Annotated in this window: 18 protein-coding genes; 7 read left to right on the top strand and 11 right to left on the bottom strand. The window is 57.4% G+C overall.

The annotated features are described in order from the left end of the window. Positions 1–8: 8 nt before the first annotated feature. Both ACMGG5_RS23285 and ACMGG5_RS23280 read right to left on the bottom strand, forming a co-directional pair. Positions 9–476, bottom strand: a complete 468-nt coding sequence (locus ACMGG5_RS23285; RefSeq protein ID WP_420278568.1) for a DUF6130 family protein — start codon at positions 474–476, stop codon at positions 9–11. A 51-nt stretch (positions 477–527) separates the two neighbouring features. Beyond that, on the bottom strand, positions 528–1,757 hold the full coding sequence (locus ACMGG5_RS23280) for an MFS transporter (RefSeq protein WP_420278567.1): 1,230 nt from the start codon (positions 1,755–1,757) through the stop codon (positions 528–530). A gap of 97 nt (positions 1,758–1,854) precedes the next feature. Here ACMGG5_RS23280 and ACMGG5_RS23275 point away from each other — a divergent pair, with 97 nt between their 5' ends. After that, on the top strand, positions 1,855–2,745 hold the full coding sequence (locus ACMGG5_RS23275) for a LysR family transcriptional regulator (RefSeq protein ID WP_420278566.1): 891 nt from the start codon (positions 1,855–1,857) through the stop codon (positions 2,743–2,745). Here the strand turns inward: ACMGG5_RS23275 and ACMGG5_RS23270 are convergent. Then, entirely contained in the window at positions 2,742–2,930 is a 189-nt protein-coding gene (locus tag ACMGG5_RS23270) for a YfgG family protein (protein WP_021241815.1), read from the bottom strand. The genes ACMGG5_RS23275 and ACMGG5_RS23270 overlap by 4 nt on opposite strands. Positions 2,931–3,281: 351 nt before the next feature. Between ACMGG5_RS23270 and ACMGG5_RS23265 the strand changes: the two genes are divergently transcribed. Then, positions 3,282–5,522, top strand: coding sequence for an EAL domain-containing protein (locus ACMGG5_RS23265; RefSeq protein ID WP_420278565.1), 2,241 nt, complete (start codon positions 3,282–3,284; stop codon positions 5,520–5,522). Positions 5,523–5,526: 4 nt separating this feature from the next. On the opposite strand, the gene ppx is transcribed toward ACMGG5_RS23265, so the two are convergent. From ppx to purM, 4 genes are all read right to left on the bottom strand, one after another. After that, positions 5,527–7,065 carry an exopolyphosphatase gene (gene ppx, locus ACMGG5_RS23260; RefSeq protein ID WP_024907553.1) on the bottom strand — a complete coding sequence of 513 codons (1,539 nt, stop codon included), beginning with the start codon at positions 7,063–7,065 and terminating at the stop codon, positions 5,527–5,529. Between the two features lie 3 nt (positions 7,066–7,068). Then, positions 7,069–9,129, bottom strand: coding sequence for a polyphosphate kinase 1 (gene ppk1 / locus ACMGG5_RS23255; RefSeq protein ID WP_024907554.1), 2,061 nt, complete (start codon positions 9,127–9,129; stop codon positions 7,069–7,071). A gap of 207 nt (positions 9,130–9,336) precedes the next feature. After that, entirely contained in the window at positions 9,337–9,978 is a 642-nt protein-coding gene (gene purN / locus ACMGG5_RS23250; protein ID WP_032646794.1) for a phosphoribosylglycinamide formyltransferase, read from the bottom strand. Next, the gene (gene purM / locus ACMGG5_RS23245) at positions 9,975–11,012 is read right to left on the bottom strand and encodes a phosphoribosylformylglycinamidine cyclo-ligase (RefSeq protein ID WP_024907556.1); all 1,038 of its coding nucleotides are present in this window, start codon (positions 11,010–11,012) and stop codon (positions 9,975–9,977) included. The genes purN and purM overlap by 4 nt, the downstream gene beginning before the upstream one ends. A 266-nt stretch (positions 11,013–11,278) precedes the next feature. Here purM and ACMGG5_RS23240 point away from each other — a divergent pair, with 266 nt between their 5' ends. The 4 genes from ACMGG5_RS23240 (at position 11,279) to ACMGG5_RS23225 (ending at position 15,724) form a co-directional block, all read left to right on the top strand. After that, entirely contained in the window at positions 11,279–12,709 is a 1,431-nt protein-coding gene (locus ACMGG5_RS23240) for a 6-phospho-beta-glucosidase (RefSeq protein ID WP_148769809.1), read from the top strand. Between the two features lie 215 nt (positions 12,710–12,924). After that, on the top strand, positions 12,925–13,551 hold the full coding sequence (gene upp / locus ACMGG5_RS23235; protein WP_008501641.1) for a uracil phosphoribosyltransferase: 627 nt from the start codon (positions 12,925–12,927) through the stop codon (positions 13,549–13,551). An 86-nt stretch (positions 13,552–13,637) separates the two neighbouring features. Continuing rightward, the gene (gene uraA / locus ACMGG5_RS23230; protein WP_032675304.1) at positions 13,638–14,927 is read left to right on the top strand and encodes a uracil permease; all 1,290 of its coding nucleotides are present in this window, start codon (positions 13,638–13,640) and stop codon (positions 14,925–14,927) included. A gap of 95 nt (positions 14,928–15,022) precedes the next feature. Continuing rightward, on the top strand, positions 15,023–15,724 hold the full coding sequence (locus ACMGG5_RS23225; RefSeq protein WP_166792068.1) for a DnaA inactivator Hda: 702 nt from the start codon (positions 15,023–15,025) through the stop codon (positions 15,722–15,724). An 89-nt stretch (positions 15,725–15,813) separates the two neighbouring features. Here the strand turns inward: ACMGG5_RS23225 and ACMGG5_RS23220 are convergent, their stop codons facing one another. The 3 genes from ACMGG5_RS23220 to celB are packed head-to-tail and all read right to left on the bottom strand — an operon-like array spanning position 15,814 to position 19,511. Then, complete coding sequence (locus ACMGG5_RS23220; protein WP_248273303.1) at positions 15,814–17,232, bottom strand: M17 family metallopeptidase; 1,419 nt, start codon at positions 17,230–17,232, stop codon at positions 15,814–15,816. Beyond that, positions 17,232–18,188, bottom strand: a complete 957-nt coding sequence (locus ACMGG5_RS23215) for a N(4)-(beta-N-acetylglucosaminyl)-L-asparaginase (protein WP_024907561.1) — start codon at positions 18,186–18,188, stop codon at positions 17,232–17,234. Before ACMGG5_RS23215 ends, ACMGG5_RS23220 begins: the two co-directional genes overlap by 1 nt. 3 nt (positions 18,189–18,191) lie before the next feature. Next, complete coding sequence (celB, locus tag ACMGG5_RS23210; RefSeq protein WP_024907562.1) at positions 18,192–19,511, bottom strand: PTS cellobiose transporter subunit IIC; 1,320 nt, start codon at positions 19,509–19,511, stop codon at positions 18,192–18,194. Between the two features lie 146 nt (positions 19,512–19,657). Here celB and ACMGG5_RS23205 point away from each other — a divergent pair, with 146 nt between their 5' ends. Beyond that, the gene (locus tag ACMGG5_RS23205) at positions 19,658–20,482 is read left to right on the top strand and encodes an XRE family transcriptional regulator (RefSeq protein WP_420278564.1); all 825 of its coding nucleotides are present in this window, start codon (positions 19,658–19,660) and stop codon (positions 20,480–20,482) included. On the opposite strand, the gene arsC is transcribed toward ACMGG5_RS23205, so the two are convergent. Continuing rightward, entirely contained in the window at positions 20,479–20,835 is a 357-nt protein-coding gene (arsC, locus tag ACMGG5_RS23200) for an arsenate reductase (glutaredoxin) (protein ID WP_024907564.1), read from the bottom strand. The genes ACMGG5_RS23205 and arsC overlap by 4 nt on opposite strands. Positions 20,836–20,849: the final 14 nt, after the last annotated feature.

Raw genomic sequence — 20,849 nt, 5'->3', positions numbered from 1 at the left:
CAGATTCCTTAAAAATGGTGGACCGCCGCGTGGGGCGGTACGGTGAATTCAAGGGTTTTGTGATCGAGCGGCTTATGCGTCGGGCCGGCCAGAATAATGGTCACCTTGTGTTTCCCTGCGGGCAGCCCCACCAGGATCACCGGCTCTCCGCTGGCGTCAGCCCAGTGCCACGGCGCGTCATCCACCACCACGTGAATGTGCCCAATGCGCGGGGTGACCTTGAGCGCGTCGGGGCCGAATACCGGTTCGATGCGAAGGTTTTCGGCACGGTACTGGATAAACACCGCGCCTTTGCTCAGCGGCCCGGCAAGCGGCGGATCGACGATCAGCTTTGCGGGCGGCTGCGGCTGCGCCAACGGGGCAACGGCGGCGGGGCCGTTAACGTCAGCGGCGCTCAGATTGTCCAGCGGTGTGGCCTGGACACGTGCTACAGATGTCAGGACAAGCAGGGGGAAAAGTACATAGCGACGAATCATTGCTCTCTCTCCTCATCGGTTCTCAATGGCGACAGGGAAAGAAAACCATTTTTATGTATCGGAGATATTTGCCGGAGGGGGCGTTTTGTACCCGTTTGTCACCGTGGCCCGTGGGATACAGTGCGATACACTTTGCCTGCCGGGACGGCGCACAATGGCTATCGCCAGCCCGGCAATCACCAGCGTCAGCCCGGTTGAAACCCACATTGCACCCGCGATCCCCAGCGTTTTGTTCAGCCACGCATAGGCAAACGGCGAGGCTGCCGCCATCAGCTGGCCGGGGATAAGCAGCGTGCCGGTGCGGCGGGCATAGCTTTCCGCGCTGAACAGTTCCAGCGGCAGCGTGGCTTTCACGATGGTGACCAGCCCGTTCATGGCGCCATAGCCCAGCACAAACCCGGCCGCACAGCATACAAACAGAGCGCTGCTCAACCCCAGAAGAAAGCAGAGCGGCATGGCGAGCGCGGTAAAAAGCGTGAGTTTGAAGGGGGTTAAACGGGCACCCGCCAGCACTTCCAGCGAGCGAGCAGCCGTCTGGCCGATCCCCCACAGCATGCCGATGGCGACCGGCAGGCCGAAGTGGGCAATAAACTCCGGCAGATGGGTGGAGGTGCCGTTAGAGACAAAGGTGATGAGGGCAATGAAGGCGGCATAAAGCCAGCCGTTGCGCCGTTCGTTGTTCAGGGGCGGCGCGGCGACCTGTGTCGTCACCGTCAGCCGCTGACGGGGGAGCGTTCTTATCAGCGTCGCGCTCAGCAGACCGAAGAGAGCATAGACGCGCAGCGCCCCCTGCCAGCTCATCACCTGAAGCAGAGCATCGCCCAGTGGCCAGAAGACGGCGGAGGCCAGCCCGCCCGCCAGCGTGACGCGTGAGATCGTTCTTCGCGCCTGCTGTCCGTAAAGATTCACCAGCGCGGCGAATAGCGCATCGTACAGCGACAGGCGCATTCCTACGCCGGTGACCAGCCAGGCGCAGTACCAGCCAAATAGCGTCTGGGTATACGCCATCCCTGCGCAGCTTGCGGCGATCAGCAGCGTGCCGCTCATCACCACCGTCTGGCCGCCAAAGCGTGCCAGCAGGTGGGCCACAAACGGCGAAACCGCCGCCATCACCAGCATCGCCAGCGTCAGGCCGAGGTAAATCTGCGGTGACGACCATCCCCGGTCGGCTGAAATGGCCAGCGCAAGGGTGCCGGGCATATAAAACGAGATCCCCCAGTTGATGAGTTGATTACATCCCGCCATGAGAGCGAGGCGGCGTGGCAGGGCAGGTGTTTCCATTATTTTTCATTCCGTTATGCAGTTGTCCTGAGCATAACGGGCGCGGTATTGTGCTGGCAGGGCCGTAACCTTATGCGCGGTATAAGAGAAACTTTGAATGACGACGCTTAATCTGGGCTATCTCGCCACCTTCCGTCTGGTGATCCAGCGCGGCAGCTTTTCAGCGGCAGCGGACGTGCTGGGCATTTCACAGCCCGCCGTCAGCCTGCAAATACGCCAGCTGGAGCAGTTTCTGCAAACGCGGCTGGTAGAGCGTACCGGGCGGGGGATTAAGGCGACGGCTGCCGGGCAGGCTTTGCTGACGCATGGGGAGCGTATTCAGCAGGCGGTGGATGACGCCATCCGATCCGTGAGTGCGTTCAGTCACGACGTGAGCGGCACCATTACGCTTGGCACGGGGGCAACGGCCTGCATCCATCTTCTCCCGCCCCTGCTGGAGCAGTTGCGCCGCGACTATCCGCTCCTGAGCGTGGGGGTGACAACGGGCAACACCCTCGACATCGTCAGGGCCATCGAAGAGAACCGTCTCGATGTGGGGCTGGTCACGCTGCCGGTGAGCGGCAGAGCGCTGGACGTCATGCCGGTGATGGACGAAGAGTTTGTGTTTATCGCCTCGCGGGAGCAGCAGGATGTTTTCCGGGATTTCACGCCGGAGGCGCTGCACGCTCATCCACTGATTGCCTTTGAATCAGGCAGCGGGACCCGGGCGCTGATCGATGGCTGGTTTGCAGCCAGTGGATTAGCAATCGCGCCGGTGATGCAGCTTGGCAGCATCGAGGCGATCAAACGCATGGTTCGCGCGGGGCTGGGCTACAGTATTGTGCCGCGCATGGCGGTCGAACAGGATGTCGATCGTGAAGGGCTATGCGTGATGTCGCTGACGCCCATGCTGCAGCGGCAGTTGGCCGTTGTGATGCGACAGGACAAAATCCTCAGCAAAGGGATCGCGGCCCTTATTCGGCTCGTGCAATATCCTTCGGCGGTTTAGCGGTCAGCGGTGTCGACGGTCAGGCTGGATTGCTGTGACTGGGTTTTATCCTGATGGTGGTACCAGGCGCCAATCGAAGAGTAAACGAAGCGGCCAAAGAAAAACAGGAAGCTGATGAGCAGTATGATGCGGGTCATTCGGGTGTTAAATCGATGTCGTTTGCGCATACGCGTGACCTGACTCACTCTGTTTTTCCTGGGTAAGCCCTTTTGGGCGATGAGGATATTAAGGCACAGCGGGAAGATGGGGTCAATTCTGTGATGTGTAAATAACCGTCAATGTTTACATTAATTAATGTTATTGAGATTAATTAATACATTTACCATATTGATAATATGAAGAAAATAATTGTAGAAAAACGTCGCAAAACGTTATTTGCGTAAAGTAGTTTGATTTATGTCAACGGATTCCTGGCCCTGATATTTAAAATCCTTCCTCCACACTGTTCGCCCGGCACGCTGCCGGGCGGGACGTACGTCAGGTCGGATGCCTGTCTTTATTTCCCTCTGGAGCGATAGGGGTTTAACCGGGCATCTATGAACATTCTCGCTTTCCTGAAAAAAAATGAAAACCGCTGGTGGGCATTGCCGCTTATTTTACCGGTGGTTTTACTTCCCGTGCTGAGCATTGCGAATACGCTCACGCAGCTGGGCGACGGCATTGTGGCACTCTATTATTTACCCCTCTCATTTTTGCTTTCGCTGATGATGTTCTTTGGTCTGGAAGCGCTGCCCGGGATCGTATTGTCACTGTTTATCCGCTATTACCCCTCGGTCGGGATGTTTGAAACCGTCGCCGGCGTGCTCCATTTTATCGTCCCTTTAGTGCTCAGCTGGGGCGGCTACCGGGTGTTTGCGCCCAGACGGAATATGACCGCGTACGGCGACATCCGGCTGATGGCGCAGCGTATCTTCTGGCAGGCCTTCTGCCCCGCGACGCTGTTTCTGTTGCTGTTTCAGTTTGCGGTGTATTTAGGCGTGTATGAGAGCCGCCAGAGCCTGGCGGGATTAAACCCTCTTAATATTCGCACGCTCATCAACTACCAGGCGCTGCTGGTCAGCGGACTGACGGGCGTGCCGCTGAGCTATCTGCTGATCCGCCTGATTCGTCATCCGCGCTATCTTAAAAGCCTTATCTCGCAGGTCCGTTCCCAGATAGACAAAAAGGTGACGATCGTTGAGTTTCTGGTGTGGGCAATCGCGCTTGGCGGGCTGCTTTCGCTGCTGCTGCTCCCGATGAATGAAAACAGCTCCATTTTTACCACCAACTACACCCTGTCGCTGCTGATGCCGGTGATGCTCTGGGGCGCGATGCGTTTTGGCTATAAGCTGGTGTCGCTGATCTGGATACCGGTGCTGCTGGTGTCTATTCACTATTTTTACCACTATATCCCGGTGAACCAGGGGGATGACATTCAGCTGGCGATCACCTCTTCCAGTTACCTGGTCTTCTCGTTTGTGGTGATTTATATGTCGATGCTGGCGACCCGGCAGCGCGCGGTGAACAAACGCTCCCGCAGGCTGGCGCTACTCGACCCGGTCGTCCATATGCCTAACCTGCGGGCGCTGTCGCGCGATCTGGCGAAAAATCCGTGGTCGGCTCTCTGCCTGCTGCGCATTCCGGAGCTGGAAATTCTGGGCCGAAATTACGGCGTGTTGCTGCGCATTCAGTACAAACAGCAGCTGGCGCAGTGGGTGAATGGCACGCTCCAGCCCAATGAGCAGGTGTATCACCTGACCGGGTACGATATGGCGGTACGACTCAATGCGGAATCACACCAGCAGCGGATTGAAGCCCTGGACGAGCATATCAAACAGTTTCGCTTTGTCTGGGACGGGATGCCGCTGCAGCCGCAGGTGGGCGTGAGCTATTGCTATGTCCGCTCCCCGGTTAACCATCTTTATCTGGTGCTGGGCGAACTGGGCGTGGTTGCCGATCTGTCGCTCTCCTCCAACCATCCGGAAAATCTTCAGCAGCGTGGGGCCATCCATTTGCAGCGCAGCCTGAAGGATAAAGTCGCGATGATGAGCCGCCTGCAAAAGGCACTCGATAACGACGAATTCGCCCTGCTGGTTCAACCCGTTCGCGGCCTGCGTGGCGATCGCTATCACGAAGTTCTGCTGCGGATGCCGGATATCAACGGGCTATTGATCTCCCCCGACCAATTCCTGCCCGTCGCGCAGGAGTTTGGTCTCTCCTCGCGGGTGGATTTGTGGGTGCTGGAGCATACCCTGCGCTTCCTTGCTGCGCATCGCGAAACACTTCCCGGTCAGCGCTTTGCCATTAATCTGGCCCCGTCGACCGTGTGTCGGGTACAGTTCCCGCTTGAGGTAAGTCGCCTGCTGGCAAAATACGCCATTGAGCCGTGGCAGCTGATTTTTGAGGTGACGGAGTGCAGCACCTTCGGCAGCGGGGAGCAGGCGCTACATATTCTCCAGCAGCTGCAGAAAATGGGGGTACGCATTGCGATTGATGATTTTGGTACCGGGTATGCGAGCTATGCGCGGCTGAAAAGCGTGGATGCCGACATTCTCAAGATTGACGGCAGCTTTATCCGCAATATCGTCAATAACAGCCTGGATTATCAGATCGTAGCGTCTATCTGCCATCTGGCGCGCATGAAGAAGATGCTGGTGGTGGCTGAGTACGTCGAGACGGAAGAGATACGTAGCGCGGTTCACGCGCTAGGTATCGATTATGTGCAGGGCTATCTGATTGGCAGGCCGGCACCGCTTGAGTCACTGCTGGAAGCTGAGACGTCCTGCGCGGACACCTGAGCCGTTACGCGGCGACGTCGGCGCTCTCTTCTTCAATTTTGAGCAGCCAGCCGGTGACCGCTTCCCAGTATTGCTGCTCTTTTTCCAGGTCCAGCAGGACCAGCGCATTCTGGCTGAACCAGTCGTGCGGGAAGCTCAGCGTCCAGTGATGATCGTCAGTTTTAAGCTTCAGCGTGGGCGGCGTGGTGGTGGCCTGGCGCTGGTTATTGAGCAGCACGCCCAGGCGCAGCAGCTGAATAAGCGGCAGGAACTGCTTCTTCTTGAACAGCGTGAAGCGCGGCAGATCGTCGAGCTTGATGGCTTTGCGGTGATAACGCACCAGGGTCGCCATCATGGTTTGCTGTTCCTGGTTGAAGCCAGGCAGATCGCTGTTTTGCAGAATGTAGGCCGAATGGCGATGCATCCCGCTGTGGTTGATGTTCAGCCCCACCTCGTGCAGCATCGCGGCCCATTTTAACAGCGCAGCAAGCTGCGGGTGTGCGAGCTTCGGATTCTGTTCTTCCCACTGTTCGTACATCTGCACCGTGGTGTCCAGCACGCGCTTCGCCTGCTCGCGGTCGATGTTGTACTGGTTGGCCAGGCTTTGCGCGGTACGGCTGCGAATATCCTGATGGCGGAAGCGGCCTTCCATTTCGTACAGCACGCCTTCGCGCAGCGCGCCGTCGGAAAGGCGCAGCTCTTTAATGGCGAGGGCATCAAACACGCCGCAGAGAATAGCCAGCCCCGGCACGAAGACCGCCTTACGCTCGTCGGAAAGACCCGGCAGGCTTAAGGCGTCAAAACTTTTATGCTTCAGCACTTCTTCGGTCAGCAATGTCAGGCGTTCAGGCGTGATAAACCCGTCTTTTTCACCCATCGCCAGCAGCACCTCATGCGCCGCTTTGATGGTGCCTGACGCGCCCAGCGCCACGTTCCAGCCCTGAATTCGGTACTGCCAGGCCAGGTTTTCCAGCTTCTGGACGGCCGCCATACGCGCACGCTGGAAGTTCTCGCGGGTGATGGTGCCGCCCGGGAAATACATCTGCGCGAAGCTGACGCAGCCCATACGGCGGCTTTCCACCAGGCGAGGCTCAAAGTCTTCGCCGATCACCAGCTCCGTTGAGCCGCCGCCGATATCGATAACCAGCTTGCGCCCTTTTTCCGGCTGGGTGTGCTCAACGCCCATGAAAATCAGACGCGCTTCCTCGTTGCCGGAGATGATCTCAATCGGGTAGGGGATCACTTTTTCAGCTCGCTTGAGGAACTCCGGCGCGTTTAGCGCCTGGCGCAGGGTGTGGGTGCCCACGATGCACACGCTGGAGGGCGAGAAGCCCTGCAGGCGTTCAGCAAACAGCGACAGGCAGTTTAACCCACGCTCCATTGCCTCTTCGCTGAGCATACTGCGTTCATCAAGGCCATCCGCCAGGTGTACCCGCTGCTTCAGACGACCGATGATCTGCAGCGCGCCATCCACCTCACGGGCGATGACCATGTGGAAACTGTTAGAGCCAAGATCGACCGCGGCGAATTCCTGCGGGCGTGGGGTCTTATCATTTATCGGCATAGGTTAATCGGGTTGCTCGAGTGATTTGATATAGTCGTAAATCGCCAGTTGCGACCGCACTTTGCGGCGGTTGCCGCGCGGCACATAGCGGTTACTGAGTTCTTTGTCGATATAGCGTGCTTTCACGGTATCGCTGAACAGAATCTCGATGATGTCGAGGATCTGCTGCTTCAGGCGCGGATCCAGCAGCGGTGCCGCGACTTCAATTCGGTAGTCAATATTGCGCGTCATCCAGTCTGCCGATGAGAGATAGACCTGTTTATCACCCGCATTATCGAAAATATAGACGCGATCGTGTTCCAGGTAGCGGTCAACAATGCTGATCACGCGAATATTGTCGCTGATGCCTTCCAGTTCCGGGATCAGCGAGCACATGCCGCGGATCAGCAGATTAACCGGCACGCCGGAGCTGGACGCGGCGTACAGCCTGTCCACCAGCCCTTTATCAACCAGGTTGTTAAGCTTCAGCGTGATGCCGGACGACAGCCCTTTCTGGGCATTGGCGATCTCTTTATCGATCATATCGTACAGCAGACGGCGCGAGTTCTGCGGCGAGACCAGCAGATAGTCAAAGTTCACCGGACGGTACGGATTCTCAATAAAGTTAAAGACCCGGCGCACTTCGTTAGTGATGCGGGCATCGGCGGTCAGCAGCGAATAGTCGGTATAGATTCGCGCCGTTTTCTCGTTAAAGTTCCCGGTACCGATGTGGGCGTAGCGCACTACCTCGTCGCCCTCTTTACGGGAGATGAGGAACAGCTTGGCGTGAATTTTTAGCCCCGGCGCGGAGAAGATGACGTGCACACCGGCTTCCGTCAGACGACGCGCCCAGTGAATGTTCGCCTCTTCGTCGAAGCGCGCCTGCAGCTCAACCACCACGGTGACTTTTTTGGCGTTGTGCGCCGCATGGATCATCGCGTCGATGATGCGGGAATCTTTTGCCACGCGGTAGATGTTGATTTTGATCGCCAGCACGCTCGGGTCGAACGAGGCCTGACGCAGCAGTTCCAGCACGTGCTCAAAGGTGTGATACGGATAGTAGAGCAGGACATCGCGTTCGCGGATGGCGTCGAATCCGTTGCGGAATTTATCGAACCACAGATGGCGCAGGCGCGGCAGCGGCTTGTTCACAAGATTGGCTTTGCCGACGTTCGGGAAGCCAATAAAGTCTTTAAAGTTGTGGTAACGACCACCCGGTACGATGGAGTCATAGCGCGAAATGGTCAGTTTCTCGCGCAGCATCTCCACCATGGCGTCCGGCATATCGCGCTGATAGACAAAGCGCACCGGCTCGGCCGTCAGGCGCTGTTTCAGGCTGGACGACATCAGCTCCATCAGGCTGGCTTCCATCTCGTGCACCAGGTCATATTCGGCGTCACGGGTCATCTTCATCGAGTAGGCGTTTAACGCATCGTAATCGAAGAAGCCTTTGAAGATATCGTCCAGACAGTAGCGCAGGATGTTATCGAGCAGGATCATCGGCTTGCGTCTGCGCGGGGTTTCCGGCGGCAGGTTCACAAAGCGCGGCACCTTGTCGGACGGGATCTCCAGCAGCGCGTAACGGATGGATTCACCGCGAATAATTTCCACGGCCAGATAGGTGTAGTCATCTTTCAGGAACTGCACCAGATCGGTTTCGCGGTTGATGAGAATCGGGGTAATGTGCTGGCGCAGGTACTGTTTAAAATAGTGGCGCAGCCAGTTTTGTTGGTTAACGGAAAGCTGACGTTCGTTAATCAGGAAGATTTGATTACGCGCCATCTCCAGCAGCAGTTCGTTATACAGGCCGTCAAATTCCTGATCGGCTTTCAACACGCGGGACTGGATTTTGCCCAGCAGGTGCCGCGAGTGCGAGTTTAGGCCCTGTTCTTCGCTGATGATGATGCGTCTTTTCAGCTCGGCAAAGCGAACCTTGTAGAACTCATCCAGGTTGTTGGAATAGATGCCCAAAAAACGCATGCGCTCGATCAGCGGGTTACTTTTGTCTGCCGCTTCCTGGAGTACACGTTCGTTAAATGCTAACCAGCTTAGCTCTTTCTCGATATATAACTTTTCCTGACCCATTACAGCTCACACTCCAGTTCAATCACAGGACGTGGTAAATCCGTCTCGTCCTTATTATGGCGAGCATTTCCACGATATGTCCAACAGTGCCAGAAAAGTATGACAGTTATTTTTTTTGTTGGGGATTTTAGAGGGTTGGAGAAGGGGATATCGGGTAATGCAATGAACAGGTCGGGTAAGCGCAGCTGCGCTACCCGACATAACAAACTACTCTTCCGCCGCATGACCCTGCGGGGGTAACTTCACGCCGTCCAGCCAGGCTGCGCCGTCGCGCATTTCGAGACGCCCGTCGACAAACCAGCTTACCACCAGCGGGTAGATGGCATGCTCCTGGGTCTGCACGCGTTCGGTCACGTCTTCTTCGCTATCGCCGTCAAAGACCGGGACTTTTGCCTGCAGGATCACCGGACCGCCGTCCAGCTCGTCGGTAACGAAATGCACGGAGGTGCCGTGCTCCTCATCGCCGTTTTCCAGAACCTGACGATGGGTGTGCAGGCCGGGATATTTCGGCAGCAGGGAAGGGTGGATATTCAGCAGACGTCCGGCGAAGTGTTCTACAAAAGCCGGGCTCAGAATACGCATATAGCCCGCCAGTACGACCACGTCCGGCGCGTAGGCATCAATCTCATGCACCAGCTCGCGGTCAAAGGCTTCACGCCCGGCGAACTGGCTGGCTTCCAGCGCGTGCGCAGGGATGTTCGCTTCCCGCGCGCGCTCAAGGCCGAACGCGTCGGCCTTGTTGCTGAAAACTGCCCGAATGGTGCCATTGATTTTCTTCTGTTTGCAGGCGTCAATTATCGCCTGCAAATTGCTTCCGTTGCCGGAAATGAGCACCACGATGTTTTTCATTCAATGACCACACGCTGTTCGGAATCGGAGGCTTTAATCGTACCGATTTTCCACGCGTTTTCACCTTTTTCAGTCAGCAGCTTGACCGCTTTATCCGCTTCGCTTGCCGGCAGGGCGATAACCATGCCCACGCCGCAGTTAAAGGTGCGGTACATTTCGTGGGAGCTCACGTTGCCTGCGGTCTGCAGCCAGTTAAACACGGCTGGCCACTGCCATGAGGATTCGTCGATCACCGCCTGGGTGTTGTCCGGCAGGACGCGCGGGATGTTTTCCCAGAAGCCGCCGCCGGTCAGGTGAGCGATAGCGTGAACGTCGACGTTCTCGATAAGCTCAAGCACGTTTTTCACGTAGATGCGGGTCGGGGCCAGCAGATGGTCAGCCAGCGGTTTACCGTCAAGTTCGGTCGTCAGCGGGTCACAGCCGCTCACTTCGATGATTTTACGCACCAGGGAGTAGCCGTTGGAGTGCGGGCCGCTGGAGGCCAGCGCGATCAGCACATCGCCATCGGCCACTTTGCTGCCGTCGATAATTTCTGATTTTTCTACTACACCGACGCAGAAGCCCGCGACGTCATAATCTTCGCCGTGATACATGCCCGGCATTTCCGCGGTTTCACCGCCAACCAGCGCACAGCCAGACTGCAGGCACCCTTCGGCGATACCGTTGATCACGCTTGCCGCGGTATCTACGTCCAGTTTGCCGGTCGCGTAGTAATCGAGGAAGAACAGCGGCTCTGCGCCCTGAACCACCAGGTCATTCACGCACATCGCGACCAGATCGATACCGATCGTGTCGTGACGCTTTAAATCCATCGCCAGGCGCAGTTTAGTGCCTACACCGTCAGTTCCCGAGACCAGAACAGGTTCACGATATTTTTGCGGCAGCGCGCACAGTGCGCCGAATCCACCCAGACCACCCATCACTTCCGGGCGGCGGGTTTTTTTCACCACACCTTTGATTCGGTCAACCAGCGCATTACCTGCGTCAATATCAACACCGGCATCTTTGTAGCTGAGAGAAGTTTTGTTGGTCACGGCTTAAATCCCCACGCGATTGCATAGCTAGTAAGAAAAATCGGCGCAATTCTAACAGTCCAGGCAAACGTTTGCGAGCCTATTCTGGACGTAGGGATCTTTTTTTACGCGCAGCCTGCCAGTGCGCCCAAACTTGCGTCTGTTCACGAAAATGAAACCGGTTTCGGCATTCTCCTTGCAACCCGAAACGGCTTTGCACATCATTCAACTGAAACCGGTTTCTGTAATTGTTTTTGCAGAAAATAACGCAGAATGAGGGAAAGTGAATGTCAGGATTTAAAGCAGATTTTCTGTGGGGCGGTGCGGTTGCGGCGCACCAGCTCGAAGGCGGCTGGAAAGAGGGCGGCAAGGGGGTGAGTGTGGCCGATGTGATGACCGCAGGCGCGCACGGCGTGCCGCGTGAAATCACCAACGGCGTGCTGGACGGGAAAAACTACCCTAACCATGAAGCCATCGATTTCTACCACCGCTATAAAGAAGACATCAAACTCTTTGCCGAGATGGGGTTCAAATGCTTCCGCACCTCTATTGCCTGGACGCGGATCTTCCCGAAAGGCGACGAGCTTGAGCCGAACGAGGCAGGCCTGAAATTCTATGACGACCTGTTCGACGAGTGCCTGAAGCACGGCATCGAACCGGTTATTACCCTGTCTCACTTCGAGATGCCGTTCCATCTGGTCACGGAATACGGCGGCTGGCGCAACCGTAAGCTGATCGACTTCTTCGTTCGTTTTGCAAAAGTGGTTTTCCAGCGCTATCAGCACAAGGTTAAGTACTGGATGACCTTTAACGAGATCAACAACCAGGCCAACTTCCACGAAGACTTTGCCCCATTCACCAACTCGGGGCTGAAGTACGCGCCGGGCGAAGATCGCGAGCCGGTAATGTTCCAGGCCGCGCACTATGAGCTGGTGGCCAGCGCGCTGGCGGTGAAGGCGGGGCGCGAGATTAACCCGTCCCTGCAGATCGGCTGCATGATTGCCATGTGTCCTATCTATCCACTGACCTGCGCGCCGGACGATATGATGATGGCGATGAACGCCATGCACCGCCGCTACTGGTTCACCGACGTGCACGTGCGTGGCAAGTACCCGCAGCATCTGCTCAACTACTTCGAACGTCGCGGCTTCGCGCTGGATATTACCGAAGAAGATAAAGCGGCGCTGACGCAGGGCTGCGTGGACTACATCGGGTTTAGCTATTATATGTCCTTCGCCACCAAGGCGACGGCGGACAACCCGCAGTTGGATTACGACGAGAGCAAGAGCCTGGTCTCTAACCCGTACGTGCAGAAATCCGACTGGGGCTGGCAGATTGACCCGGTGGGGCTGCGCTACTCCCTCAACTGGTTCTGGGATCACTACCAGCTGCCGCTGTTTATCGTTGAGAACGGCTTTGGCGCAATCGACGTGCAGGAGAGTGACGGCACGGTGAACGACCAGTACCGCATTGACTACCTGGCCGCCCACATCAGCGAGATGAAAAAAGCGGTGGTGGAAGATGGCGTAGACCTGATGGGCTATACCCCGTGGGGCTGTATCGACCTGGTGTCTGCCGGTACGGGCGAAATGAAAAAACGCTACGGCTTTATCTTTGTCGATAAAGACAACGAAGGCAACGGCACGCTGAACCGCAGCAAGAAGAAGTCGTTCGACTGGTATAAGCAGGTGATTGCGAGCAACGGGGATAACCTGTAATTGTCGGGTGGCGCTAACGCTTACCCGACCTACAATACACGTAGGCCCGCGTAAGCGCAGCGCCACCGGGCAGAACCCGCACCCAAGCCGGAACTCAGCCTCCGGCTTTTTTGTCTTTGCTTGATCCCTGTCAAGCAACATGGGTATGGCCTAATCCGAAAAAAGCGGTATAATCCCGCGATTTTTTTGCGGATGCCATTCAGAGGAGAAAGAGAATGAAGATTGTGGAAGTGAAACACCCACTCGTTAAACACAAGTTGGGCCTGATGCGTGAGCATGACATCAGCACGAAGCGTTTTCGTGAACTGGCCTCTGAAGTCGGCAGCCTGCTGACCTACGAAGCGACCTCCGATCTGGAAACGGAAAAAGTCACCATCGAAGGCTGGAACGGCCCGGTGCAGGTTGAGCAGATCAAAGGTAAGAAAATTACCGTTGTGCCAATCCTGCGTGCCGGTCTCGGCATGATGGAAGGCGTGCTGGAGCACGTGCCAAGCGCGCGCATTAGCGTGGTCGGGATCTACCGTAACGAAGAAACCCTCGAGCCGGTTCCTTACTTCCAGAAGCTGGTGTCCAACATCGACGAGCGTATGGCGCTGGTGGTTGACCCGATGCTGGCAACCGGCGGTTCAATGATTGCCACCATCGACCTGCTGAAAAAAGCGGGCTGCAGCAGCATTAAAGTGCTGGTGCTGGTTGCGGCACCGGAAGGGATCGCGGCGCTGGAAAAAGCGCACCCGGACGTTGAGCTGTATACCGCCTCTATCGACCAGGGCCTGAACGAGCACGGGTACATCATCCCGGGGCTCGGCGATGCCGGCGATAAGATCTTTGGTACGAAATAATCGAATAACGATAAATAAGCCGACTTTGATAGTCGGCTTTTTTTTGAATAAAACACCAACAACGATACTACTCAGAGGAAAACACTATGACGCGCCGTGCTATCGGGGTGAGTGAAAGACCGCCGCTTTTACAGACTATCCCGCTTAGTTTGCAGCACCTGTTCGCCATGTTTGGCGCAACCGTGCTGGTGCCAATCCTGTTCCACATTAACCCGGCTACCGTGCTGCTGTTCAACGGCATCGGTACGCTGCTGTACCTCTTCATCTGTAAAGGCAAAATTCCGGCGTATCTCGGGTCGAGCTTCGCCTTTATCTCTCCGGTGTTATTGTTGCTGCCGCTGGGTTATGAGGTCGCGCTGGGCGGCTTTATCATGTGTGGCGTGCTGTTCTGCCTGGTCTCCTTCATTGTGAAGAAAGCCGGTACCGGCTGGCTGGACGTGATGTTCCCACCTGCGGCGATGGGCGCCATCGTGGCCGTCATCGGTCTTGAGCTGGCGGGCGTCGCGGCGAATATGGCCGGCCTGCTGCCTGCTGACGGCCAGTCACCGGATTCCAAAACCATTATCATCTCGCTGGTGACCCTGGGCGTAACGGTGTTTGGTTCCGTGCTGTTCCGCGGCTTTATGGCGATTATCCCGATCCTGATCGGCGTGCTGGCGGGCTACGCGCTCTCCTTCGTGATGGGCGTGGTGGACACCACTCCGATTGCCGAGGCGCACTGGTTTGCCCTGCCAACCTTCTATACGCCACGCTTCGAATGGTTTGCGATTTTCACCATTCTGCCTGCGGCGCTGGTGGTGATTGCGGAGCACGTCGGCCACCTGGTGGTAACGGCGAACATCGTTAAGCGCGATTTAATCCGCGACCCGGGTCTGCACCGCTCCATGTTTGCGAACGGTTTCTCCACCATCATCTCCGGTTTCTTTGGTTCTACGCCAAACACCACCTACGGTGAAAACATCGGCGTGATGGCGATTACCCGCGTCTACAGCACCTGGGTTATCGGCGGCGCGGCGATCATCGCCATTCTGCTCTCCTGCGTCGGTAAGCTGGCGGCAGCGATTCAGATCATCCCGGTTCCGGTGATGGGCGGCGTTTCTCTGCTGCTGTACGGCGTGATCGGTGCCTCCGGTATTCGCGTGCTGATTGAATCCAAAGTGGATTACAGCAAGGCGCAGAACCTGATCCTGACCTCGGTGATCCTGATTATCGGCGTGAGCGGCGCGAAGGTGCACATTGGTGCGGCCGAGCTGAAAGGCATGGCGCTGGCGACCATCGTCGGCGTGGGCCTGAGCCTGATTTTCAAGCTGATCTCCGTGATCCGTCCGGAAGAGGTGGTGCTGGACGCTGACGAAAACGAAAAAGCGTCACACTGATCCTATAACCGGGTGGACGATCCGCCCGGTTCTCTCCTTGCAGGTTCCGTGTTAAACTCCATGCCGATTTTATGTAAGATCTGGTTGAGGTACTTCTGAACGGACCGGCACAGCTCTCTCTGCCACTCTATCTCCCTGACGACGAAACTTTCGCGAGTTTCTGGCCGGGTGATAACCCCTCTTTACTGGCTGCACTGCAAAACGTGCTGCGCCAGGAACACAGCGGATACATCTATATCTGGTCACGCGAAGGCGCGGGGCGCAGCCACCTGCTGCATGCCGCCTGCGCGGAGCTTTCGGCGCGCGGCGATGCGGTAGGCTACGTGCCGCTGGATAAACGTACCTGGTTCGTGCCTGAGGTGCTTGAGGGAATGGAACATCTCTCGCTGGTGTGCATTGATAATATCGAATGCGTGGCGGGGGATGAGCCGTGGGAAATGGCGATCTTTAACCTCTACAACCGCATTCTGGAATCGGGGAAAACACGGCTGCTGATCACCGGCGATCGTCCGCCTCGCCAGCTGAATCTGGGACTGCCGGATCTGGCGTCTCGCCTGGACTGGGGGCAAATCTACAAGCTTCAGCCGCTGTCGGATGAAGATAAGCTTCAGGCGTTACAGCTGCGTGCGAAGCAGCGCGGGTTTGAGCTGCCGGAAGACGTGGGCCGTTTCCTGCTTAAACGACTGGATCGCGAAATGCGCACGCTGTTTGATACGCTCGATCAGCTCGATCGCGCCTCCATTACCGCCCAGCGCAAGCTGACCATCCCGTTTGTTAAAGATATTCTCAAGCTTTGAATTTGCTCGCCCGGTGTCGGCTTCGCCTTACCGGGCCTACGAAAACCTGCCGCACTTTGTAGGCCGGGTAAGGCGCAGCCGCCACTCGGCTAAAGATCCCCCATTAGATGCTCAACCAGCAGTGGAATCGGTCTTCCCGATGCCACGCTTCGCCCACTTTCACGCCACAGCGCCGTACCGCTGATGTCCAGATGCGCCCACGGAATAGTTGGCGGGCAGAAGTGATGCAGCAGCCACGCCGCCGAGGCGCTGATCGCCGCATTGTTGGTCGGCGTGTTGCACAGATCGGCAATCGCGCTGTCGGTCTGCTTTTTCAGCCGCGCATCCAGCGGCAGGGACCACACTTCATCGCCGCTCTGCTTACCCGCCAGCGTCAGCGCCGCGCGCAGCGGTTCATCCTGCGTCATCAGCCCGCTCAGCTCATACCCCAGCGCCTTCACGACCGCACCGGTTAAGGTGGCCATATCAATGATATAGCGCGCCTGCGGATGGCGCTGGCTGGCCCAGGCGATGGCGTCCGCCAGCACCAGTCGGCCTTCGGCATCGGTGTTGTTGATTTCAACGGTGATCCCGTTGCAGGCCGTTGCTACCGTGCCGGGCTGCATGGCGTCCGGGCCGATGGCGTTTTCCGCCAGCGCCAGCACGCCCATGATGCGTACGGGCAGCGCCAGCTCTGCGACGGTCAGCATCAGGCCCAGCACGTTAGCCGCACCGCACATGTCGTATTTCATGGTGTACATGCCCGCGCCTTCCTTCAGCCACAGGCCACCGGTATCAAAGGTAATGCCTTTACCCACATAGCAGCGCACCGGGCCGTCGTTGACACCGTCATAGTGAATTGCCAGCAGGCGCGGCGGACAGGTCGCCCCTTTGCCGACGGCGTGCAGCAGCCCCAGACCGTGCTCGGCAATAGCCTTTTCATTCAGCACTTCGCACCGCAGGGCAGGGAAGGCGGCACAGAGTCTTTGCGCCTCTTCCACCACAAACTGCGGCGTGCAGCGGTCGGACGGGGTATCCGCCAGACGTCGCGCCGCGACCATGCCGTGGGCGATGGCCTGCTGCTGGCGGAAAATAACCGCCAGTCGCTCCTGCTGTTCGGGTAAGCAGAGCGCGGTGATGCGCTCAAGACGGACGCTGTCGCTGGTTTTCTTCAACTGCAAATCGCTTAGCCTGTGCGCCTGATTAAAGAGAAAACGCAGCACCTGCGCCAGCACCACATCGTCGATATCAGTCACGTCCAGTATCAGCTCGGGACTGACGGGCGAGGCCAGCAGCGGGCGCAGCGCCGTCAGTAATTCTTCGGTCAGGCTATCCTGCCAGAGCGCATCGGACAGCAGGGTGATCCGGGCAAACGGGGCGCAGCCAAAGCGGGTGTCAGCGATGCTGGCAGACTCGCGCATTTCCGCGACAAGCGCCGTTTCGGGCAAAAGCGTACAGGAGGCGGAGGCAATCAAATGGCTCTGCGGCTTCGCGTCGGAAAGCGCGGTGATAAACTGATACGTAATCATCATGACTCCTCAATCGGCGCGCGGATCCGCGCGGCATAGGCCTGCATCCACTCATCGTCTACCGCGTGATAATGCGTTTTCTCCCGCAGGCGTTCGGTACGAAAAACGGTGAGGGGCTGGCGAGCCGTCGCCACCACGAACGAAAAGGTTTTGATGTTGGTAGCGGCACCAAATTCGCCCCTGTTATTCATGCACACCACGGAGAGATCGCCCACGCGGCCAAAGCGCGACATCAGCTTGTCCTCCAGTTCGAACACCACCGAATCTGCTGCCTGCTGCGGCGTCATACCCTGCGCCATGCGGCGAACGATTTCGTAGCTGGTGCAGCCTTTCATCAGATCTTCACCGACGCCCGTGGCGGTTGCGGCGCCGGTTTCGCTGTCACAGTAAAAACCGGAGCCAATAATGGGCGAATCCCCGAGTCGACCGCGTTTTTTCATGAACAGGCCGCTGGTGGAGGTGGCGACGCTCATTGAGCCCTGTTTATCGAGGCCGATAATGCCGACGGTGTCATGTCCGTCGTAAGGGCTTAAGCCCTTATCCAGCGTTTCGCGGCAGCGTTTGCGGTAGTGCTGCATGGCGCGGTCGGTGAGCATGGTTTTGTCGGCAAAACCCTGGCTCAGCGCCCATTCCCTCGCGCCCTGGCCGACCAGCAGGCTGTTGTAGCGCTGGCGGCTTAACGCATGCGCCACGCGCACCGGGTTGGCGATATCCACCAGGTTGCCCACGGCACCAAACGCCAGCGTGTCGCCGTCCATGTAGGCGGCGTCCAGCTCCACCTCACCATTTTCGGTGGGCAGCCCGCCGTAGCCGACGGATTTATAAAACGGAAAGTCTTCGACGGCGGCGACGGCATCCACCACCGCTGCCGAGACCGGTTTCCCCGCAGCCAGTGCAGATGCAGACTCGGTGACGCCTTCAAGCGCCATTCGCCAGGTCGCGATAATTCCCCACATGCGTTACTCCTGTTTTGCAAGGGTGGTGTCGGTTTGCGTAACGGTGGCCATTTCCGCCGCGCGGTACTGTTTGTCCACGATACGCATAAAAGGCAGATACAGCATGGCGCCAATCAGCAGGTTGATAAGCTGCATCACGCTGCCGCTCAGGTGACCGGTGACGATAAAACCGCTGATGACCGGCGGCAGCGTCCAGGGAATAAACACCCCGGTGGTGACGGCAACCGCGCCAATCTTCATTGCCGCATACTGCACGGTGACCAGCACCAGCGGCACCAGGTTGAACGGGATAAGCATGATCGGGTTCATGATCACCGGCAGGCCAAACAGGATCGGTTCGTTGATGTTAAACACCGATGCCCCGGCGCCGAGGCGCGCCACTTCACGCATGTTTTTGCTGCGGGCGAAAATCAGCATTGCAATCACCAGCGACAGCGTGGCCCCCGCGCCGCCCATCCAGATCATGTCAAAAAACTGTTCGGTGATAATGTGCGGCGGCGTCGTGCCTGCCTGAATCGCGGCGATGTTGTCGGTCTGATTCTCCATCCACAGCGGTCGAATGATGCCGTTGATCATCGAGCCGGAGTTAATGCCCACTGACCACAGAATGGTGATGCTGAACACCGTCATCAGCGCGCCAAAGTAAGAGGTGCCGTAGTGGCGCACCGGCGTGGCGACCACTTCGTAAATAAACTGGTGGATGGTGTTGTAGTGGGTGTTTTCAAACACGATGCGGATACCCAGAACCAGAATCATCACCAGCAGGGCCGGGATCAGCGCGGCGAACGACTCCTGCACCGCCGGAGGCACGCCGTCCGGCATTTTGATCACCAGTTTTTTGCGCTTGAGCCAGCAGAACAGCTCCGTCCAGAGCAGGGAACCAATCATCGCCACGAACAGCCCTTTGCTGCCAATCCATTCCACCGGAATGACGGTAATACCGCCGTTCTCCGCCACTTTGATAAAGGGCGTCAGGATGAGAAAGGCGACCAGCGCCAGGATGCCGCAGGAGATGCGATCCTCGCCATAGTGTTCCGCCAGGCGGAAGGCGACCAGGAAGCTGATGAACAGCGACATGGTGGAGAACACCGCGTTGAACGGGATTTCGATAATGGCGCTCCAGCTCTCACCAAAGGCCTGAGACATAAACTGTTGATAGGCTTGATTCGGGAACGACGAGATCACCAGCAGAATAGAGCCGACGATGATAAACGGCATGAAGGAGACGTAGGCGCCGCGAATGGCCCCGAGATGCCGCTGCTGGGCCGTTTTGGCCGCCAGCGGCATCAGTTTTGCTTCAAGAAATCCCAGAACATTGTTCATTGTGAACTCCGTACAAGATTGAGGGGTGTTGTTTGTGTTATGTCTGAGGATTATCAGTGAAGCGTGGCGAGCGAAAGGTGAAATCGGTCACAAAGCAATCGCTGGTATAGTATAAATCTCACAAGATTGGTTCTGAGGATCCTGCGATGGAAATTAAACTGCATGCTAATGCCACCACGACGCCGCGCATCCGTCGCTATCTTCAGCAATCAGATAAAAGCGACAGGGAGCTGGCCGTTGAGCTGGGGATCTCGGTCACTACAGTCAGGCGCTGGCGTAACCGCGACCAGGTTTCGGATAACCACACGACGCCAAAAGTGATACACAAAGCATTGAGACAGGAGCAGGTTGCGCTGGTTAATGCCCTGCGGGATATCACGGGTGCCCCGCTGGACGAACTGCTGCAGATGGTCAATAACGGACTCGGGATCGCCGTATCCCGAGCGACCCTGAACCGCTACCTTAAACCGGCTTCGGTAAAGCAGAAGGGCGCGACGTTGCAGGGGAAAAAGGCGCTGAAGGCAGGCATCGTACCGCAAAAAATCCTGTTACATCATCAGCCTCTGTCTCTGCATATGGACGATGGCGGTGAACAGCACCTGCTCTGGGCGCGTGAGCCCGTGAGCGGCTGGTGCTCCGCCCGGCTGTACGCGGGCATTTCTCCACAGCTGCTGGTCCACTGGGTGAACGACGTGCTGGAAGCCTGTCCGGCTGATATTCAATCTATTGAGACTTTTGGTTTCGAGGTGAAGCTTGAGAAACGCAATACCGCCGTGACAGTGCATCCACAGCAATTCCCCGCCGTTCAGGTTGCTCTGCCGCTATGCGACATCATTCCACGTCTGAACAGTGAACCGGCAGGCGAGCTGCTGATCCAGCTGTGCGAATTTTACAACCGGGGAAAAACGCAGAAAAAGTTGGGAGAGAGTACGCCGCAGGCCTTTCTGGAAGCGCTGCGGCATAAGGACTAGAGGATCTCGAGCACGTCTTCCGGCGGGCGTCCAATGCGCGCCTGGCCGTTCGCCACCACAATCGGGCGCTCAATCAGCTTGGGATTTTCAACCATCGCCTGGACCAGCTCAGCCTCGGTGAGACGGTTGTCATCCAGGTTAAGCGACTTATACAGATCTTCTTTCTGGCGCATCAGTTCTCTTGCACTGCCCATTCCCAGCATGTGCAGCAGCTGGCGGAGGGTTTGCGCGTCAGGTGGGGTGTCAAGGTACAGCACCACCTCCGGCTCCACGCCGTTAGACTTCAGCAGGCTCAGGGTATCGCGGCTCTTGGAGCAGCGAGGGTTATGATAGATTTTTACGGCGTCTGTCATGACGTGAATTCTCC

Source organism: Enterobacter sp. BNK-34, from assembly GCF_048684445.1.
GTDB lineage: Bacteria > Pseudomonadota > Gammaproteobacteria > Enterobacterales > Enterobacteriaceae > Enterobacter > Enterobacter pseudoroggenkampii.
The sequence above is the reverse complement of the archived record's forward strand: the minus strand, read 5'-3'. Positions and strand labels throughout refer to the sequence as shown.

What these genes read in the sequence shown, in the direction of transcription:
- uraA (WP_032675304.1), top strand. Translation starts at nt 13,638, where the DNA reads ATGACGCGCCGTGCTATCGGGGTGAGTGAAAGACCGCCGCTTTTACAG.
- ACMGG5_RS23220 (WP_248273303.1), bottom strand. Translation starts at nt 17,232, where the DNA reads ATGATTACGTATCAGTTTATCACCGCGCTTTCCGACGCGAAGCCGCAG.
- upp (WP_008501641.1), top strand. Translation starts at nt 12,925, where the DNA reads ATGAAGATTGTGGAAGTGAAACACCCACTCGTTAAACACAAGTTGGGC.
- ACMGG5_RS23280 (WP_420278567.1), bottom strand. Translation starts at nt 1,757, where the DNA reads ATGGAAACACCTGCCCTGCCACGCCGCCTCGCTCTCATGGCGGGATGT.
- ppk1 (WP_024907554.1), bottom strand. Translation starts at nt 9,129, where the DNA reads ATGGGTCAGGAAAAGTTATATATCGAGAAAGAGCTAAGCTGGTTAGCA.
- ACMGG5_RS23205 (WP_420278564.1), top strand. Translation starts at nt 19,658, where the DNA reads ATGGAAATTAAACTGCATGCTAATGCCACCACGACGCCGCGCATCCGT.
- ACMGG5_RS23285 (WP_420278568.1), bottom strand. Translation starts at nt 476, where the DNA reads ATGATTCGTCGCTATGTACTTTTCCCCCTGCTTGTCCTGACATCTGTA.
- celB (WP_024907562.1), bottom strand. Translation starts at nt 19,511, where the DNA reads ATGAACAATGTTCTGGGATTTCTTGAAGCAAAACTGATGCCGCTGGCG.
- ACMGG5_RS23275 (WP_420278566.1), top strand. Translation starts at nt 1,855, where the DNA reads ATGACGACGCTTAATCTGGGCTATCTCGCCACCTTCCGTCTGGTGATC.
- purN (WP_032646794.1), bottom strand. Translation starts at nt 9,978, where the DNA reads ATGAAAAACATCGTGGTGCTCATTTCCGGCAACGGAAGCAATTTGCAG.
- ACMGG5_RS23215 (WP_024907561.1), bottom strand. Translation starts at nt 18,188, where the DNA reads ATGTGGGGAATTATCGCGACCTGGCGAATGGCGCTTGAAGGCGTCACC.
- ACMGG5_RS23265 (WP_420278565.1), top strand. Translation starts at nt 3,282, where the DNA reads ATGAACATTCTCGCTTTCCTGAAAAAAAATGAAAACCGCTGGTGGGCA.
- arsC (WP_024907564.1), bottom strand. Translation starts at nt 20,835, where the DNA reads ATGACAGACGCCGTAAAAATCTATCATAACCCTCGCTGCTCCAAGAGC.
- ACMGG5_RS23240 (WP_148769809.1), top strand. Translation starts at nt 11,279, where the DNA reads ATGTCAGGATTTAAAGCAGATTTTCTGTGGGGCGGTGCGGTTGCGGCG.
- ppx (WP_024907553.1), bottom strand. Translation starts at nt 7,065, where the DNA reads ATGCCGATAAATGATAAGACCCCACGCCCGCAGGAATTCGCCGCGGTC.